At 42.0% G+C, this 16,813-nt stretch carries 18 protein-coding genes and 2 pseudogenes; 7 read left to right on the forward strand and 13 right to left on the reverse strand.

What is annotated here, in order from left to right; genetic code table 11:
* Positions 1-49: 49 nt before the first annotated feature.
* Positions 50-448, reverse strand: a complete 399-nt coding sequence (locus RMX98_RS34730; RefSeq protein WP_322681849.1) for an ARPP-2 domain-containing protein — start codon at positions 446-448, stop codon at positions 50-52.
* Between the two features lie 153 nt (positions 449-601).
* Between RMX98_RS34730 and RMX98_RS34735 the strand changes: the two genes are divergently transcribed.
* Positions 602-1,093 carry a hypothetical protein gene (locus RMX98_RS34735; RefSeq protein WP_322681850.1) on the forward strand — a complete coding sequence of 164 codons (492 nt, stop codon included), beginning with the start codon at positions 602-604 and terminating at the stop codon, positions 1,091-1,093.
* A 12-nt stretch (positions 1,094-1,105) separates the two neighbouring features.
* Positions 1,106-1,765: pseudogene (locus RMX98_RS34740) on the forward strand (transposase); the annotation flags it as partial.
* A 433-nt stretch (positions 1,766-2,198) separates the two neighbouring features.
* Here RMX98_RS34740 and RMX98_RS34745 read toward each other — a convergent pair.
* The 6 genes from RMX98_RS34745 to RMX98_RS34770 all read right to left on the reverse strand — a co-directional run bounded on the left by RMX98_RS34745 (position 2,199) and on the right by RMX98_RS34770 (position 7,708).
* Positions 2,199-2,387: a hypothetical protein gene (locus tag RMX98_RS34745; RefSeq protein ID WP_322681851.1), complete on the reverse strand. Its 189-nt coding sequence runs from the start codon at positions 2,385-2,387 to the stop codon at positions 2,199-2,201.
* Positions 2,388-2,513: 126 nt separating this feature from the next.
* Positions 2,514-2,693: a hypothetical protein gene (locus RMX98_RS34750; RefSeq protein WP_322681852.1), complete on the reverse strand. Its 180-nt coding sequence runs from the start codon at positions 2,691-2,693 to the stop codon at positions 2,514-2,516.
* A gap of 140 nt (positions 2,694-2,833) precedes the next feature.
* Entirely contained in the window at positions 2,834-3,343 is a 510-nt protein-coding gene (locus RMX98_RS34755) for a DUF3122 domain-containing protein (RefSeq protein WP_322681853.1), read from the reverse strand.
* A 235-nt stretch (positions 3,344-3,578) separates the two neighbouring features.
* Positions 3,579-4,694 carry a group II intron reverse transcriptase gene (locus RMX98_RS34760; protein ID WP_322681854.1) on the reverse strand — a complete coding sequence of 372 codons (1,116 nt, stop codon included), beginning with the start codon at positions 4,692-4,694 and terminating at the stop codon, positions 3,579-3,581.
* The gene (gene ltrA / locus RMX98_RS34765; protein ID WP_322681855.1) at positions 4,691-6,373 is read right to left on the reverse strand and encodes a group II intron reverse transcriptase/maturase; all 1,683 of its coding nucleotides are present in this window, start codon (positions 6,371-6,373) and stop codon (positions 4,691-4,693) included. Before ltrA ends, RMX98_RS34760 begins: the two co-directional genes overlap by 4 nt.
* 609 nt (positions 6,374-6,982) lie before the next feature.
* The gene (locus tag RMX98_RS34770; RefSeq protein WP_322681856.1) at positions 6,983-7,708 is read right to left on the reverse strand and encodes a reverse transcriptase N-terminal domain-containing protein; all 726 of its coding nucleotides are present in this window, start codon (positions 7,706-7,708) and stop codon (positions 6,983-6,985) included.
* Between the two features lie 662 nt (positions 7,709-8,370).
* On the opposite strand from RMX98_RS34770, the gene RMX98_RS34775 reads away from it, so the two are divergent.
* From RMX98_RS34775 to RMX98_RS34785, 3 genes are all read left to right on the forward strand, one after another.
* Entirely contained in the window at positions 8,371-8,703 is a 333-nt protein-coding gene (locus RMX98_RS34775) for a hypothetical protein (protein WP_322681857.1), read from the forward strand.
* Positions 8,690-9,064: a hypothetical protein gene (locus RMX98_RS34780; RefSeq protein WP_322681858.1), complete on the forward strand. Its 375-nt coding sequence runs from the start codon at positions 8,690-8,692 to the stop codon at positions 9,062-9,064. The genes RMX98_RS34775 and RMX98_RS34780 overlap by 14 nt, the downstream gene beginning before the upstream one ends.
* Before the next feature lie 321 nt (positions 9,065-9,385).
* On the forward strand, positions 9,386-9,640 hold the full coding sequence (locus RMX98_RS34785; RefSeq protein ID WP_322681859.1) for a hypothetical protein: 255 nt from the start codon (positions 9,386-9,388) through the stop codon (positions 9,638-9,640).
* Between the two features lie 167 nt (positions 9,641-9,807).
* On the opposite strand, the gene RMX98_RS34790 is transcribed toward RMX98_RS34785, so the two are convergent.
* Positions 9,808-10,269 carry a hypothetical protein gene (locus tag RMX98_RS34790; RefSeq protein ID WP_322681860.1) on the reverse strand — a complete coding sequence of 154 codons (462 nt, stop codon included), beginning with the start codon at positions 10,267-10,269 and terminating at the stop codon, positions 9,808-9,810.
* A 451-nt stretch (positions 10,270-10,720) separates the two neighbouring features.
* The gene (locus RMX98_RS34795; protein ID WP_179070917.1) at positions 10,721-10,993 is read right to left on the reverse strand and encodes a GlsB/YeaQ/YmgE family stress response membrane protein; all 273 of its coding nucleotides are present in this window, start codon (positions 10,991-10,993) and stop codon (positions 10,721-10,723) included.
* Between the two features lie 545 nt (positions 10,994-11,538).
* Here RMX98_RS34795 and RMX98_RS34800 point away from each other — a divergent pair.
* Together RMX98_RS34800 and RMX98_RS34805 are read left to right on the forward strand one after the other, a co-directional pair.
* Positions 11,539-11,742, forward strand: coding sequence for an S-layer homology domain-containing protein (locus RMX98_RS34800; RefSeq protein ID WP_322681864.1), 204 nt, complete (start codon positions 11,539-11,541; stop codon positions 11,740-11,742).
* Positions 11,645-11,860, forward strand: a complete 216-nt coding sequence (locus RMX98_RS34805) for a hypothetical protein (protein WP_322681865.1) — start codon at positions 11,645-11,647, stop codon at positions 11,858-11,860. The genes RMX98_RS34800 and RMX98_RS34805 overlap by 98 nt, the downstream gene beginning before the upstream one ends.
* Before the next feature lie 282 nt (positions 11,861-12,142).
* On the opposite strand, the gene RMX98_RS34810 is transcribed toward RMX98_RS34805, so the two are convergent.
* The 4 genes and pseudogenes from RMX98_RS34810 to RMX98_RS34825 all read right to left on the reverse strand — a co-directional run bounded on the left by RMX98_RS34810 (position 12,143) and on the right by RMX98_RS34825 (position 16,608).
* Positions 12,143-13,690, reverse strand: coding sequence for an FAD-binding domain-containing protein (locus RMX98_RS34810; RefSeq protein WP_322681861.1), 1,548 nt, complete (start codon positions 13,688-13,690; stop codon positions 12,143-12,145).
* 155 nt (positions 13,691-13,845) lie between these two features.
* Positions 13,846-14,202, reverse strand: a pseudogene (locus tag RMX98_RS34815) (IS630 family transposase); the annotation flags it as partial.
* Between the two features lie 404 nt (positions 14,203-14,606).
* A complete protein-coding gene (locus tag RMX98_RS34820) occupies positions 14,607-14,924 on the reverse strand; it encodes a YciI family protein (RefSeq protein WP_322681862.1) in 318 nt (105 codons plus the stop codon).
* Positions 14,925-15,171: 247 nt separating this feature from the next.
* Positions 15,172-16,608, reverse strand: a complete 1,437-nt coding sequence (locus RMX98_RS34825) for an FAD-dependent oxidoreductase (RefSeq protein WP_322681863.1) — start codon at positions 16,606-16,608, stop codon at positions 15,172-15,174.
* Positions 16,609-16,813 lie beyond the last annotated feature (205 nt).

Genomic DNA, 16,813 nt, shown 5'->3' on the forward strand with positions numbered 1-16,813 from the left:
ATTCAGACGATTGCTGAGTTTGTAGAAAATGACGCGATTTTAGAGCGAATTACGGCACTAGGAATTGATTACGCACAAGGATATGGCATTGGAATACCTTGCCCATTGGGGTAGAAACGTTTTCTTCTTTAGGTTGCAGGCTAGTGATAAACCGTTGCATTTGGAATGGTCCAGCAGTATACACTCTCTGGGAATGGAGTTGACGCTGTAATAATCCTCCAGCCATAAATCCTTGAAAAGAAGCCCAATCCGAGCGCATAAGTGCGATCGCTGTTTTTAAATCTGTCAAACTATTAATTTGAGCATCATCCACAGCTACAACCATTGGGCAGGTTGTATCGTACATGAAACTATACTGATAAATCAGTTCACCGTAAAAGTCTTCTAAAAGGCTGGTATGCAAAGCGCGGTAATCTTCTGGAGTAGGAACTACAAAAGCAGAGTTCAAGGGGCGACAATCGCCTCTAAACCTTGCAAGCTAAAGGTTTGGGAGGCACAGACCCCTTGAAAAATGTGAGTGCTTATTGATAATGAACTGTACAGTTATTAAGGGGCTACCTGTAGGGTACAGTTTAATGGTAAAAAAGAACGGTCTCGTAATTTGACCAAGACCGTCGTCATAATGCTGGCATCATTCTACCAAAACTTCTTAGAAAAATACCTAAACAAAGCACAGTTAATCACCCTAAAGATGTTGGTGTGGTTGCTACAAAATCAGAAACAAGTGAAGATAGAAAGATTGGCAGCAACTTTGCCTCTACCAATACAACAAAACAGTCGGAGAAGGCATTTGCAAAGGTTTTTAACACTAAATGTCTTGAGTGTAGTCTTATTGTGGTTTCCTATCATTGAAGCAATAATTAACCAACATTTTCAGGTAGAGTCACAATTAACCATTGTAATGGATAGGACGCAGTGGAAAGAAAACAATGTGTTGATGGTGAGCGTGATTTATCAAAAGAGAGCTTGGCCAATATATTGGTGTCTGTTAGAGAAAGATGGCTGCAGTAACCTAGAAGAACAGCAGAAAGTATTACGCCCAGTAATTCGCTTATTAAAAAAGTACAAACTAGTAATTATCGGGGATAGATAATTTCACAGCGTAGAACTAGCGCACTGGCTCCACAAGCAGAATAAGAGCTTTATTTTCCGTCAAAAAAAGGACACTACTTTTTGTGAAAAAGGACAAAAGTTCCAACCTTTAAGTGGTATTGAAATTTATCCTGGTATTCATCAGTTCTACACCAATGTTAAGTTTACTCAAAAAAGAGGTTTTGGTCGCTTTAACTTAGCAGTGTACTGGAAAAGAAAGTACAAGGGTAAACAAGATAAAGAAGCTTGGTATTTATTAACTAATTTACCTGATTTAAATACTGCTCTTAAAATCTATGCTCAACGTTTTGGCATTGAAGCAATGTTTAAAGATTGTAAAACTGGTGGTTATAATCTGGAAGGCTCTCAAGCTAACCCTGATAGACTTGTACGAATAATATTCTTAATTGCTTTGGCTATGACAAGTGCTTGGTTACATGGACAAAGAACTAAATTTCAAAAACAAAAATCATATATTTGTCGCCAAGAAGAAAAAAATAGAAATGACAAGCGTCACAGTAATTTCTGGATAGGTTTATATGGTTTCAATTGGATAATTGCTTGGTATGGGTGTCAAGCATGGGTCGAGGAACTTGTCAGTTTCAGTCGCAATAAGCAAGCATATTATCAGCGAGGTTTAAAAGCTATGAAGCTTATACAGCAAGCACTTTAGCGAGCTTGTCGCCCCTTGAACTTAATTTTGCTTCGCGCACATAATTAAGCTTCAAAGGTGGGCATTGCCCACCTTTTTTGTGTATATGTACAGTCAAAGTGTAGAGGCGATCGCTTCTCATTCTTAGAGGATAGAGGGCGATGCCTGGGCCGGGAAACTACGCTCTCATTAATCGCGCAGATGCAATGGGTGATGCCTACGGTTATTGCTAGCCTACGCATCCAAAAAGCAAGGGATAACAAGCACAATGGCACTCAAATTTTCTGGAATTCGCTATCTAGGCGTTGTAGTCCTTATTAGAACCGCGACTTATAAATAACTTCTATAAATAGCCCTTGGGGAATATAACCCCATCCAAAGCCCAGTCATCGTAACTGGGTTTTTTGGTTTAAGTGCGATGCCGACCGGGAGCAGTGCGCCTACACAATTGAAGTTATTCTTCATCATTGCCGTATGTCACACAAGGACTGTCAATTATGAGTGTTGGCTCAAATGAATTGCAGAAAATGACGGTAGAACAATTCACTCCAAATTCGTCAGGGTGAATGCACTCTATCACTCCTTCTACTAAGGCATGGAAAGCACAATCATTGCAGATAGTCTGACATTCGCCCACTGCCATCGCACCTCTATAAGTTAAATAAGAACAAGTAATGACAAGATTATCTAATCAAAACTTCGGCAGCACTGTACCCGTTCCCGCATCCTTCTTCACTCTTACATACCCCTTGGTAGTATCGCTTTTTTTCTACCCTAACTGGTCTTGCACCTCAAACAGTGGCTTAATTTCCACCGCCCTCGTTGCGTGAGAATGCCGCAACCAGTGACACGAAAACTTCACCTTCGCCACCTCGGAGATATCCTGAATTAGCTGTTTTATGGCTCGGTCGCTCAACGGCAACCCCCTTTTTGCTGGATCAGGTGACACATTCGGGAACACCGGCATCTTATCACTAACTAGCCATACCCCGATACTTTTTAAGCAACTTAGAAGTCTCGTGGTCTAAGCCAATCTCCCGGTACTTCCCACCCTTACCCCAAAATTTAATGTTTAAGATGTTACAAGGGTTAATCAATCTCTGTCACTAGCCATTGCCACTCAGTTACTACAGTGTTGGGTATATTAAGAACCAATGGCTGTTCGCTATACGCTGGCACATGAAGTTTGAGCGCATCGGTTGTAGGCAATTTAGCTAAGACATCAGTTAATTCATATTCACCCACATTAGGGGCGGGTGCAGTTAAAGCGTAGACATCTGATACCAAAAGCAATTTTCCTGATGTTGCCTCAATTTCTAATGGTTGGGGGTGAGCAACTTCAACCACACCAGGAAAGCCAACTAAGCGCAACCTTAAGTCTTTGACTGGACTGTTGTAATTTTGTTTGAACAGTAGCACTTGCCAAGCGTACCCTTTGTTATCTTTGATAGATACTTGCGAGTGGTAGTGCAAAACGCCGGGGGAATCATGATGTTGCCGCAGCAGCGCGTGTGCTTCTTCTACACCCCATCCATATAGAGTCAATGCGAGAAAGACTACTAGGGCGCAACGCCAGATATATTGTGTAAATCGGTACATATCATTTCTCTATAAGTTCACATTATCAGTCTTCGAGCGCTGCGATCGCACTCTTAGCGGGCGGGTACGCCATCGCACTGCCATGTTGGGTAATCGCTCGTGCAGCACGACCAATAGTCACCCTCATGTTAAAGTCGATAAAAGCATTGCTACTTCTACCTCTTTTTCAAAACCGTGCATGAGGCTTTCGCTTCACACGGCTCCTCAATAACTCCATCCTTGTTATGGATACAATTCAAAACGGATTATCAGCATAGCTCTTGTGGAAGGAGCTATCTTGAGCCGTTTTTGTGTCGTGACAATGCTTGTGTAGAAGTTGTAGGTTATCGTAGGTATCTTTGCCACCTAACGATTTTGGCTTAATATGGTCAACTTCTACAATGTCTGTACTCGTAAAATACAGCCCACAGTGGGTACATTTACCCTGTTGCCTTTTGAGTAATTTTGCAACTCTATTAGGAGTTTCTGGGTATTCTCCGCGTCGCTTACTCCAATAAATCCAGTCACCGTTGTACGGGCTAGCCTCACTTTTTACTTTGACGTGCCTGATGATTGGCGTTGCCTGGTGTTGGGCTAACTCTAGTTTATCTTCGGTACTGAAGCACCAATTTTTGTCGCCTACTGTTCGCCAGTATTTGTCTTTGTTGATACTACCTTTTCCCCTGCTTTTAGCCCATGTTCTTAACTTCTGCCATGTTAGCTTATCTACCTTTGAAAAGGTTTTTTTGCTAGCAACTGTTGAGTAATAGTTTGACCATCCCTTAATGATTGGATTTAGCCTACTGATTAAGGCAGCTTGCGGGGCAGTTTTATGAGTATCTATTACTTCAGCTATTTTGGCTACGTGGGTCTTAACTTTGGCTTTGGCGGGGGTGATTAGTGTGGTAAAACCTAGCGGGGTTCCGTTCGTATTGTTAGTACCTCGGTAGTTACCTACTTTGTACTGCTGAACATGAAAACCTAAAAAATCAAACCCGACATTTCCGTTAAATTCATTTAAGGTGTGGGTTAATTTTGTCTTGCTTGGCTTTAACTCCAATCCTATGCCACTTAACCAATCTGCGATTATTTTCTGACAGGCTTGCACTACGCCAATGTCCTCATGAATTATCAAAAAGTCATCAGCATATCGGATTAAACTTAGGGCTTTTCGGTTATTACTCTTAGCCCCTTTTAGCGTTTGAGCGTATTGTTTAACCCGTTCTTCCATCCCATGTAAGGCAATATTTGCCAATAACGGAGAAAATAGAGTAGGGACGGAGCGCACCTTTAAATCTTGCAATTTACGTGTTTCTCTATCCCTCTCTCCAAACGAAGCGTGACAGTTTCCCGTCACTTCGCTTTCCATCATTGCAACCTAGTGTGGTTGCCAAACGAAGACGTTTGAGCATGACAGCTTCTACAGAGTAACTGTAAGTTCTCTTTGTTATCAGTACCACCAATTCGACGTGCTTTAATATGATGCAAATCGAGTTTTTGGGTACATCCACAAACAGTACATTTAGCTCCGTATTCCGCTAAAAATTCCGCTTTCAATTCTCGCCATTCATAATTTTCAGCATTACCAAGCCAGACAGATTCTTTGATTGGGACTTCAGGAGTTGTTAGCGTTATAGACTCTTCACCCGACAAATATGGGTTCGGTACAGAGCGCGACCGATATTTAGTAATCGGTTTATCGCTCATACGGTACAGGTACAAATAGTCGTCCCCGTTCCTAATTCCCCAATTATCTCTTTGTCCAGTTTTATGAACTTGACGCATCTTGTACGTCTTGATAATTTTGCTTGCTGGTAAGCGATGTCGTTTTTGCAACCAGAGAAATAAGCGTTCATTGACCCAGAAATCTAGGTTTTTAGCCGTTTTCTTAGCATTACAATGACAGTAATAACCAATCCAGCCCCGTAATACCGCATTGATTGCAGTAAACTTGAGCAAAGGGGAATCCTTAAACCATTTTCGCTTGGTCATCTCCTTAACTTTGGCTTTTAGACGTTCTTTGGCATCTTCAGTTGGTGTCACTAATAACTTTGGTTTATCATGACTGCTAACGTAGCGTCGGACGTGGAAACCAAGAAAGTCAAAGCCATTATTAACGTGGGTAACTCTTGTCTTTTCAATGTTGAGTTCTAACTTTAATTCTTCTTTTAAGAAGGTTTGAAACTCATCACGTAACTGCAATGCTTCTGTTTTACCGCCATTAGTTAATAGCAGCCAATCATCGGCATAGCGTATTAAAGCACAATTTCCCAGGCGTTGGGTTCGGCGTTTCTCTTTTTGCTTGCGGTCAAGGCTCCCATATTTATTCCACCAATATTTATCTAATTGGTGCAAATAAATATTCGCCAATAACGGTGAGCAAATTGCACCTTGTGGCGTACCAATATCAGTACGTTGAAACAATGCACCTTGCATCATTCCTGCTTTTAAGAAACGTCCGATTAATTTTAGGAGACGCTTGTCTGCAACTTTATCAGCCACGAGTTTTAATAAAATCTCATGGTGAATATTGTCAAATGCTCCTTTAATATCTCCCTCAATCACCCAGAAGTATTTATTGCGCTTGTTGATGTAACTGTCCATTAAGGCAATGCAGTCCTGTGTTCTGCGCCCTGGTCTAAACCCATTGGAGCAGTTGAGAAACTCACTTTCCCATATTGGTTCCAGCACCATCTTCAGCAGCATTTGTACTACGCGGTCTTTGAGGGTGGCAATACCCAATGGACGACGCTTACCTTTAGCTTTGGGAATGTAGACACGGCGTACTGGTTTTGGTTTAAACTGCTTAGAGCGCAGTTCAGATTGTAACTCCCTGACAAACTCGGCTTTTGCCGTAATTGATGCAAGTTGCTTTTTAGTTACGCCATCAATTCCCCCAGTTTTTGCCCCTTTATTTGAAAGGACAAATTCTAAGGCTACACGTATCCAATCTTCTCGGCAGATTAGCCGATACAAATGGTCGAACTGATGTTGAGGATTATGCTTCGCCTTCGTGGCTAGGCTACGTTGGGTTTTGATAATATCGGACATACATTTTAGTCCTCTCTATTTCCCTTGACGTTCCTTGACAATGACTGCCGTCCTTTGCCATGTACCAGGCTATTCCCTGGCTCGGACTACTACGACGGCTCTGCCACATGATGATTACATCAGCCGCAGTTAGCCCAGTCTTCGTAGAGACCAACCATCATGCTTCCTACGTTCACATAGCGGTATGTGTTGTATTTGACTTTAGGCTCCCTCTTTACGCCCGTAAGACACAAACCCAGTGTCCCCGATATCAGCCGATAATTTATACCCCTATAATCAGAGCGGTTCAGTCCGCGTAGAAAGACCTTTTCATCAACCGAATCAAAAGTTGATTTACCTGATATCTCGTACCATCCCTGTTGTTTAGCAGTACGTCCAAGGTGTGGGCGCTTCAAACAAGGGTTTCTTGCGTAGCCATAGTCAAATTCAGGCTCGGAGCCTTATGCTGTAACAGGGTGTCAGCACGTTGCCCCTTGTTCATCGGGCTTCAAACGGGTTATTACTCATTGTCCCCCGCCTGCCGACTCAGCCTTGACGCTCTGGGGTGAGCAGCCAGCTTCTATAGGTCTTATAAATCACCTCCTTATTCCATTGACCTAAGCAATACCACTATGCGCTTCGTAGCGCACTGACCCCGCCTTGTGGTGTGCCTTCATTAGTAGGGAATATTTCTTCCTGGTCTAACACCCCGGCTCTGAGCCATGATTTTATCTGGTGTCTCATTGTCGGGTATGTGTTGATTTTTCTCAGTAACGCTTCATGATTGATGCAGTCAAAGCATTTCGATATATCAGCATCCAGCACATATTTGGCTTTATATCTAATACTGTTGAATATCGCCTCAATCGCATCGTGGCACGAACGTCCGGGTCTAAAACCGTATGAGTTTGGCTCAAAGCGAGCCTCCCATTCAGGTTCTAACGCTATCCTGCATAGCGCTTGCAGTGCGCGGTCAAAAATTGTGGGTATTCTTAATGGTCTCTTTTCGTTAATACCGGGTTTAGCTATCATTACCCGTCTGGTGGGTTTTGATTTCCCGGTCAGTTTTAATTGACCTACAAGATTAGTACGTTGCTTCGGGTTAAGGCTTTTTAGCCCATCCACACCCGCCGTATTCTTCCCTTGGTTATCCTGTGTTACCCTTCTAACCGCAATACACTTGGCAGACCATGACCTAATCAAGGTCTTCTGAAGTTTGCGAACTGCTTTAACATCGCCACGCTCACTTGCTTGGAATATTCGCTTTTGCAACTTAAAAACTCGCTTTTCTAGCTTTCGCCAGTCGAGTTTGTTCCATTCCACCGTCAGATTGTTCTGCGTTTTAGACTTATTCATTGCTATTGGTTTCTATTCCTTTGAAGTTACCGTGTATCCGTCAGCATATCCCTCGCATTACCGAGGGCATTCGCTTCTGATACAATCCCGCCCCTATACACCATTCGTTAGCTACTTACTGGATTTCAATCTCTCCAGAGGTATATAGGGGTTAATTCGTTCCGATTACACATTAATTGAATCTTTAGCGCGATGCTATTCACCGGGTTTATGGGCAGTGCTGATAAGTCGGATCATGAACCGCTTACGCCCTATCCTTGCCTTTTGGCTTGGTCTATCAGCCATTTGACCATTTGACATGACGATGATTACTCGCATCTTTGCTTTCGCTACGCATGGATTCTTGCTCGACAGTTACCGGATTTGGCTACCAGTAGTTCTGCCTTTTATCCCCGCTTTACCCTAGAAGTTGGTACCTGCTGGAGTAGGGGATATGCTTTTACCGCTGCACTTGCGGACTAGGACTAAGGGAGGAACCCCGCACCTAGATGTGTAATCAGTTGTTCTAGCAATAGATAAGCTAGGCTAACCGTCCCGTAAGCTTTTCAGCCTTCTTTAGATTAAACGAATCGCACCATGATACTGTCAAGGTAATTATCTTTTCGGGATGACGCGCTCACTCGGTCGCGGAGAGTCCCGGTAACACAAGATATTACTTAGATATGAGCAATACAGGGAGAACAAAGAAGCTAGCATCTTTTAACTGTAACCAAAAGATGTGGGAGCAGTTTATCGCCCGTTGCCGGGAGAAAGGGACGACGGCAACAGCCACACTGACCCAATTTATCGAACTCTACCTAGATGATATAGATAACCTTGATGCAATTGGTGGCGATAATTTAGATAAACGCTTGGACTCTAAGATTAAGGCAAGTGTTGAGGAATACTTACTTAATAGTAACAATAGTAACAGCAGTCTTACGAATGAAACGATATTAGCTATTTGCTCACGACTTGATAAGCTGGAGTCACAACTTTCAAGTGACTCTAAATAGTAACCAAACCGAAGCAATCCATAATCTCGCCGATTTAGAAGAAAAAATTGAGGGGATAACAGCCCGAATGACACAGTTGGCTGAGGCGATTATAAAAATTCAAAACTATCTCAACAACCAACCGAGGCGGGGCAATAAATCGTACTACAACAATTCATCATATCAAGGGCATACTCCGCGAATGCAACCATTAACCGAAGAAGGTTTAGGTAAGAGACTTGGTGTTAGTCTTGAAACTGTACGCAAGGAGCGGATTAATCTACCACCACCGCTTTTTGTGGCATGGTGCAAGGGCAAAGATAGAGCAGGGTTAGGGTGGGAATTTAACGAAATTACGGGGTTATATCATCCGGTAAGTTAGTATTTTGATTAATTTCAAGAATTTCTGAATTTACACTGATTCGTTCGTCTTAAGAGCGATGTCTACGACGGGCTGCTCGGTGTCGCCCTCTTCAATTTCTTAGAGGAAAGTAGGACGGCAGCAAGCTACGCTCTTGTAGACAAAAACTGGACATCCCCTCAAAAATGGTGATGATTAATTTAATCTGCTTCAATGTCGGGGTCTTCTCGAAAGTCCAAACAACTGTTCCCCTGTGGCCCTGCTGGGTGAACGGCACAGACGAAGTGAGGATTATGTGAGTAAAGGAGACAGCAATCGCACTCTGGAATTTTCATAGTACCAGTGTACTGTTTCTCGTTTATTTCTCTTGGAAATACTGCTTTCAAAGAAGGTATTACAAAGCAAACATTTACACAAGTTAGTGGACAGTTGGCTCCTCGCCTCAAAAAAGGGTATTCGGCAGTTTTCTTGGGAAATCTGAATCAGCAAGGGTATCAAGTTTATTTATGGAAACTGACATTTTTTGATGGTGGTGATAATGTCTTAGCTAAACTTAGCCTCAAAGATGGAAAAATAGGTGGATTTTGGCTGAATTAGGCGATCGCCCAAGAGGTCTAATTTTTCCTCTAAGAATTTTTTATGGGCGATGGTCTACGGGTTCGCTTGTATTTGCTAGGGAGCGATGCCTAACGGCCGCAAGCAACGCTTTTGTACCCCCTGAATGGTTACAAACGATTCTTGATTTGAGCTATCCGCCCATGCAATTAGTCGTGAACTGGATTGAGTTGGGTTCCATTGTCAATGGTCACACCACTTGAAGCTCGGCGATTATTGGCTTGACTATTGTCTTTTGCAGCTTGAGAACGGGTTTTGGGTGTGACACAAACATAGTCATTGGGAACAGCTTCGCGCCAAACATAGCCTTGACGACAAGTGAAAGAACCATAGGGGCCTCCTCCTGGCTGAATCCGATTAGCGACTTGACTATTATCTTTTGCAGCTTGAGAACGGGTTTTGGGTGTGACGCAAACATGGTCATTAGGAACGGCTTCGCGCCAAACATAGCCTTGACGACAAGTATCTGGCCCATAAGGTAGTTTTTGCGCTTGAGCCTCTTGATCAAACACGAGTGAAAGAGTTGTAGAGCTAACCAAGACAGCCAAAGTAGTTCCAGTTAACAAGGTAGTTGCCGAAAATAGAGATGCAGAAAGTTTCTGAATGTACATTGCGTGTTTTTCCTGCCTTGATGGCAAATAATTTGAGATGAACACCAATACATTGACTTATAGTTTGGTGTTGAAAGTTTTATGCAATCGTTTAAATTTAGTATTGTCACTATGTTCCTAAATGAAGCTACAGTGCTTTATAGAGAAGTTACGGAAATTTTTAGCGGGATTTATTATGAAGTTTTTCGGGAGCATTGATTTTCATCTTTAAAAAATTCCCCGTTGACTGTTTGATTGCTTGATACTGGCGTACCAATTGAGCTAGCCCCTTTACCGATTTCCTCTCTACGAGATGCGCTTACGCTACCCCTTGAACGGCATCGCACTCTAACAAAAGAATAGCGCCTACCTAAATATAGGCAGGCGCTATTCAAATAATTTAAGCTCAGGGAGAAAATATAGTGAAATGAGTTCCCTGATTTTTACGATTAATTAATTCCAATTTGATTGATTACAAAGCACTGCGGCTAGTTAACGCGTTCCACAAGAAAACAGCGACAATTGCACCAAGAACCGCTACTGCAATACCAGGAATGCTAAGACCAGGAGCCGCTAGAGCTAAGGTTCCTGTATTGAAGAATACACCCAGACTGCCACCAACAAAAGCACCAATAATTCCTAATAAGATTGTTCCGAGAATTCCGCCACCTTGATGACCGGGGTAGATAGCTTTTGCAATAGCACCAGCAATTAGACCTAATACAATCCAAGCAAGAATATTCATTGTTTTAATTTGAACAACGTTTTTTACTGACAAATACACAATAGCAATCCAAACATTGACATTCAATCTATCAACAGAATCAATTATTTATAGCCTTGAGGATGAATGCTGTTACTTCTTGTGATATACACCTTATACCAATATACCAATTTAATATGAAGTTGCAGGCGGAAAGAACCCCACCCTAACCCTCCCCGCAAGCGAGGAGGGAACCGGATTTTCCCCTCTTTTGCAAGCGGGGAGGGGATTAAGGGGTGGGGTAAAATTCTATGCAGCTTCACAAAGAATTGGTATTAGTTGAATGATAATAAATTAAAAAAAAGCTCCTAGCAGGTCTAAAACTAGGGGCTTATTAATTCATTGCTTGATAATTGCAGTATATGCATTTCTGATTCTTTTTCTCATCTACTTTAAGAATTAAGCTCAAGTTTGAAAGCCGAATATTAATTTGATAAGGTGAAGGAGTAAATGGCTTGTAGCTGCGACCAATGTAAAAGAAGTCCTCAATTGCTGGCTTGTTAAATTCAGCCACCTTTACAACTACCTTGGCACTAGCAACAATTATTTTTTATTCATCAAAAACTTTGTCACAAACACCAAGCGATGGGCGCAACACGGTTCCCCAGGCAGGTTGCCTATCTGGGTATCCTGATGGCACATATCAAGGTTCGCGCCCAGTTACGCGCTATGAAGAAAGCTGCTGGCTTGAATACGTGCCTGAATCAGCTAAATCAACTTATTCCCGCTAACAGGGCGGATTTAGCAACGAAGGAAGATTTGGAAATTTTGCTCAAACGACAGAGCCAATTAAACCAACAACTTCGAGAACTCAACGAGCGAGTTGATACACCACCTGCTACAAAATAAGTATTCGACAGCAGTTAGTTTATGCGATCGCTCCAGGGGTGCAATTTTTCCTCTAAGAATTTTTTAAGTGCAACACCGATAGCGTAGCATAAAGCCTTCTCTTCTCTTTCAGAGACGCTAACGCGAACGAGTTCGGCATAGCTTCTCTACGAGAGGCTGCGCCAACACTTAGAGCGACGCAGGAGCGTCATAGCCCGCCTTTGGCATCGCACCAAAGGCAACTTGTAAACGTTGCCGCAAATAATATTAGCACCCACCTAACTAGAGGTAAGCGCTATTGGTTTACTCTAGTTCTACCTCTAATTCCTTGAATTCTTTGTACTGTTTATCTTTGTGCTGCCAGTATTTATTGACTGTTTCTTTAGCTGCAACTGCACTTTCATATTCATCTCCACCTTGGAGAGTTAACCTTTCTCTTACTTTTTTCCGAAGGTCAGAGATGATTTTACCGTTAACTTTGCGGGTTTTAGCCCAATCTAAAATAGTTGGTGGATAAGAACTAGTGCCAATATATTTACCTTGAAGAATTTCTGGTAGACTATAACCTTTTAGTTCGCTTATCCAATAGTAAATAAATTTGAGGTCTGGGTCTTTTTCTGGAATATTTTTGTTTGGGTTATATATGCGAAAAGTATCACTAAGCGGATTAGTAACACCTGATTGCATCTGCCACTGCCAATTATCAATTGCTAAATCTCCATCTACTAAATAGTTCATATAATGTCTAGCGCCGTGATGCCAGGAAATACCACAGTTGATAGTTAAAAACATGGCACACATTGCCCTCATGCGAAAGTTCATCCAACCCATAGTTTTTAGTTGTCGCATACTGGCATCTACTAGAGGAAAGCCTGTCATTCCTTGTTGCCACCCCTGAAACAGTTCTTGCTTTTGTGATGGTAGCTCTAGAGGTGTATACCATTCATCAAATTCTGGGTAACGATTTTTGTAAGCTATTTCTGGATAAAAATAAAGACGTTGTGTAAAACTATCATGCCAGCGTAAGCGGTCACGAAAAGCTTTTAAGGAAAATTCTGCCTTGGGCTGATTTGTAAGTTCTGCTGCCCTTGCCTTAGTACTTTGGTAAACAGTGCGAGTTGAAATAGTCCCAAAAGTCAGATGTGGTGATAAATGCGATGTTGCTCCAAGCTGTGAGAGCATTGGGCGAGAAAGTTTCCAATGATAGCCATTAAATCTACTTTTAAGAAATGAATTTAATGTAGCTTGTGCCTGTGTTTCTCCACCAATAAAATATACCTGTTCTGTTTGCAAAAAAGCACGATATTTCTGTTTTAGTTCATCAAATGTAATTTGAGGTAGGTTTAGAGAAAGTGATGGAGTGTTGATATTAGTGGGAGTTGGGTAAACAGATTGTCTTTGATATGTGTAATACTCGTTAAACCACTGCTCACGTTTATCTTGTGATTGTAAAAAGTTGTTTAGTCCCAGATGATAATCGAGATTTAATGCTTGATACAAATTAACTACGGTTTTATCTCGGCTAATACCATACTCAACTTGGACATCACGATTAAAGTAGAGTTTTGGTCTATGTCCTTGATGTATTAATTGTTTGGTTAATTCTTGTATAATCTCTACAGCATCATCTTCAAATAAAATTAGTCTGCTACCTAATTTTTGTAAATTACTATCTAGATTCTCTAAAGACTCAAACAAAAACTGCACCCGTGTTTTACCGACATCAACCCATTGATAAAACCAAGGGTCAATGATAAAGAATGGTAAAACTGCGGCATTATTGGCAGACGCTAAGGTAACAATTTCGTTATCAGTCAAACGTAAATCTCGACGAAACCACAGAAGGTGCATAACTCAATTTTCTATATCAATTAGTAATACAATTGTACTGCCTAATTTTAATGATGGAACTAAAACTATGACCTACGCCTACAGCATGGATGACGCAGTGCAGGTAGCCAATCAAGCGGCTACTGACATTGAGGCGTGGTTGTGGGGAAAGTCGTTTTTGAATTAGCTTTCTCTGCTGCGTAAACCAAAAATTCTTTTGTTTTATAATCTAATTCACCAAAATATGTATGTTTGCTTACAACGGGCATTGTTAACTGGAACATTTATTCGTTCACTAGCTTTTCCCCAAACATAACCACATACATCTCCCCATAATAAATGACATTCATCAACCATGAATACTACTAAGTTTCCTGACTCGATTTCAAAACGTCTCGCTTTCAGCAACTTACAGATTTCTTTTTTTTTGATGCTACTAATTCTTCGTCATACTTTGGATTGTGAGCTTGAGTTTTCTTTCAGCTAATCTGGGCTGCATCAAATAAGTCATAGTAACTCTGCTTCGACTCAAACTTACGACTTTGGAGACTTTACTGAGTCTCTAGTGAGGTTTAGCGCGGATAGCGACAAAGGCTTTGTACGCATGAAAACCTACTCCAATGCCTTTGTAGTGCCTACCCAAATTGACCGTTTCTCTAAATAATCAAATTCAAGCTTAGTTGATGAAGTCTATGTATACGAACCCCAGGATAGGGAATATAAATTGAAGTTCCACTGAAAGAAATTGCGATCGCTCTCCCAATCAAGCGAGGAAAGCCCAAGCGACACCAAATAGCCCGTCGCAGACATCGCCCATCAGAATTTACCAGTCGTCTTGAGGAAGCTTTGGGTACAACAAGTAGGAAAGTAGTTTTATTGGTAAAATTTATTACGCACCTGCACTTGATTTGAGCCGTTAGGTAACGGAAAATCGCTTCTATCTATTTACACTTTCAAAACGCTCATGTCCAATGTGAACCTGCCACTCCACAACTCTAGCAGAGTCCGCTAACATCCCATCCCGCACACGGGGGCTACTATTGACAATGGCTTGAGCCGCTTTTAAATTCTCCGCCTGAATGATCCACAGCCCCGTTCCATCATGGAGAAAAAACGGGCCACAGCACAGTAGTGTTCCTTTGTCATACTGCTCACGAAACCAAGCCAGTTGATTTTGGTCATGTTCTGGGTGAGCGTTTTTATAGTCGTAATACTCTAGAACAGTTGCTACGACAACGGCAAAAAGTTGAGACATATTAAACCTATTGTTAATCTGATAATCACTCCGTTAAATCCATACCATATATATAATAAGTATTTCGGTATTCTCCTGGAATATTATTCATTGATTCACTATTTTCTTGAAGATATTTACTCTTACTCTCTTGATTTTTCATCTCGAAAGCAACTTATGAGTGAATTTAATTGGACAGATATGTTTAAGATGAACTGGAATTTATTTAAGCGATCGCTGACGGTTCATTCGGTAAGCAATCAGAAAATCACTGATCTACCAACAGGTTGTCCCCACTTCTATTCCAGTTTTGATCGCTCTTCTTGATGATTCGCTGTAACACCTGCCTGAGAACACTGGGATGGAAAAATACACTGGGGGGTTTGAGTAGGTGCATCACTTCTAAGAAAAGCTTGTGGATGTCAGGGCTTTGGGCAGCCAGCAGCAACACTTGATCTAGATAGTACTGCATGAGTTGCGTCATCCAATTGGGTCGTCCGCCCACAGTAGTATGCCAGCGAAAATCTTCACCTGTTGCCATCAACCAGGGAACTGTAATTCTTTTGCTAAGTTGTTGTTGAAAGTTTCGGGATAGACCAACTAAATTTCCGTCAGTATGGCGGGATAATTGCTTACTCAAAGACTCATCTAACGTCAATGCACCTAAAGCCGCAGTAGTCATGCCTTGTCCATAGACGGGATTGAAAGCACAAACCGCATCACCTATTAGCACAAACCCTGACGGTAATCTCGAGAGTTTTTCATAGTGAAGCCACCTATTTTCCGTGCGATGATAGGCTCTCACGGGCGAAATGGCTTGAGCATCTTTAATTGCTTCGTAGATAATTGGATTGCGTAAGCTACGAGCAAAGTCTAAAAACCCAGCTTCGTCAGTTGGTGGATAATCTCGACCAATTCCAGCAAGTGTAACTATCCAACGATTTCCTTCGATTGCAGACATTACACCACCGCGTGTGCCTGGAGCTTTTGCCGTTACCAATGCACCCTGCCAATCAGCTGGAAAGTTTTCTGGAAGTTGATATAAGCGACTAGCATAGCCCAAAAAGGAATTAATCACAGTTTCTTTGGGTGGTGTATAACCCATTGCTTCTAACCACCCAGGAGCGAGAGAATTACGTCCGCTAGCATCTACTACTAAATCAGCAGTAAAATCTGTTTGTTTAGCAGAGTTATCTTGCCTCTCATCAAATTTTCGGCGTACCTGCACACCCGTGACCTGAGTTTTGTTGGGGTTAGACAGCAATCCAGTAACAATTGCTGCTTGTACAAATACAACACGGTTATTAATAGCTAAACGACGGCGTATAATCCATTCGAGTAAGTTCCGACTTAAACTGTAGACGTTCAAATCGGAATTAAAGCGGGGTGTCCATCCTCCTAAGCCATACCACAGGTAATCAGCACTGGCGTTAATGGCGACTGCGCCGGATGCCGCTAATTCAGTCTGGATACCTGGAAAAAGCTGTTCTGAGATATCCAAACCCCGTTTGAGTAAGACGTGGAGATGATGAGCTTGGGGTACACCAGGACGCTGTTCTGGTTGAGCACTCAAATGATCGCGTTCGATAATTGTTACGCTGTTAAAGTATTTAGTCAGCACTTGCGCTGCTAGCAGTCCAGCGATACTTCCCCCAATGACAAGAGCGTGGCGTTCGTTTGGTTGAGTCATAGTTGAATCGAACATCTGATATCCATTCCATAGTTACAGACTCTCATCTGAACATATAACAGGTGATACTTCAATTATCCATAACGTACCAGTATCTTCGGTGCGATGCCTGCGACGGATGGATACGCCATTGCACATTTACTATCAGGACTTACGCAACTGGCACAGTGCGATCGCGCCTTCATAGTACAGAAATACTATTAAGAAGTGGCGGACTCAG

Origin of the sequence: Nostoc sp. DedQUE02 (genome assembly GCF_034531035.1) — a bacterium.
In the GTDB taxonomy this organism is placed as follows: Bacteria; Cyanobacteriota; Cyanobacteriia; order Cyanobacteriales; family Nostocaceae; genus Nostoc.

Coding starts and splice junctions, on each gene's coding strand:
- RMX98_RS34745 (WP_322681851.1), bottom strand. CDS start 2,387: ATGGCAGTGGGCGAATGTCAGACTATCTGCAATGATTGTGCTTTCCAT.
- RMX98_RS34755 (WP_322681853.1), bottom strand. CDS start 3,343: ATGTACCGATTTACACAATATATCTGGCGTTGCGCCCTAGTAGTCTTT.
- RMX98_RS34760 (WP_322681854.1), bottom strand. CDS start 4,694: ATGATGGAAAGCGAAGTGACGGGAAACTGTCACGCTTCGTTTGGAGAG.
- ltrA (WP_322681855.1), bottom strand. CDS start 6,373: ATGTCCGATATTATCAAAACCCAACGTAGCCTAGCCACGAAGGCGAAG.
- RMX98_RS34770 (WP_322681856.1), bottom strand. CDS start 7,708: ATGAATAAGTCTAAAACGCAGAACAATCTGACGGTGGAATGGAACAAA.
- RMX98_RS34775 (WP_322681857.1), top strand. CDS start 8,371: ATGAGCAATACAGGGAGAACAAAGAAGCTAGCATCTTTTAACTGTAAC.
- RMX98_RS34790 (WP_322681860.1), bottom strand. CDS start 10,269: ATGTACATTCAGAAACTTTCTGCATCTCTATTTTCGGCAACTACCTTG.
- RMX98_RS34795 (WP_179070917.1), bottom strand. CDS start 10,993: ATGAATATTCTTGCTTGGATTGTATTAGGTCTAATTGCTGGTGCTATT.
- RMX98_RS34805 (WP_322681865.1), top strand. CDS start 11,645: ATGGCACATATCAAGGTTCGCGCCCAGTTACGCGCTATGAAGAAAGCT.
- RMX98_RS34810 (WP_322681861.1), bottom strand. CDS start 13,690: ATGCACCTTCTGTGGTTTCGTCGAGATTTACGTTTGACTGATAACGAA.
- RMX98_RS34820 (WP_322681862.1), bottom strand. CDS start 14,924: ATGTCTCAACTTTTTGCCGTTGTCGTAGCAACTGTTCTAGAGTATTAC.
- RMX98_RS34825 (WP_322681863.1), bottom strand. CDS start 16,608: ATGTTCGATTCAACTATGACTCAACCAAACGAACGCCACGCTCTTGTC.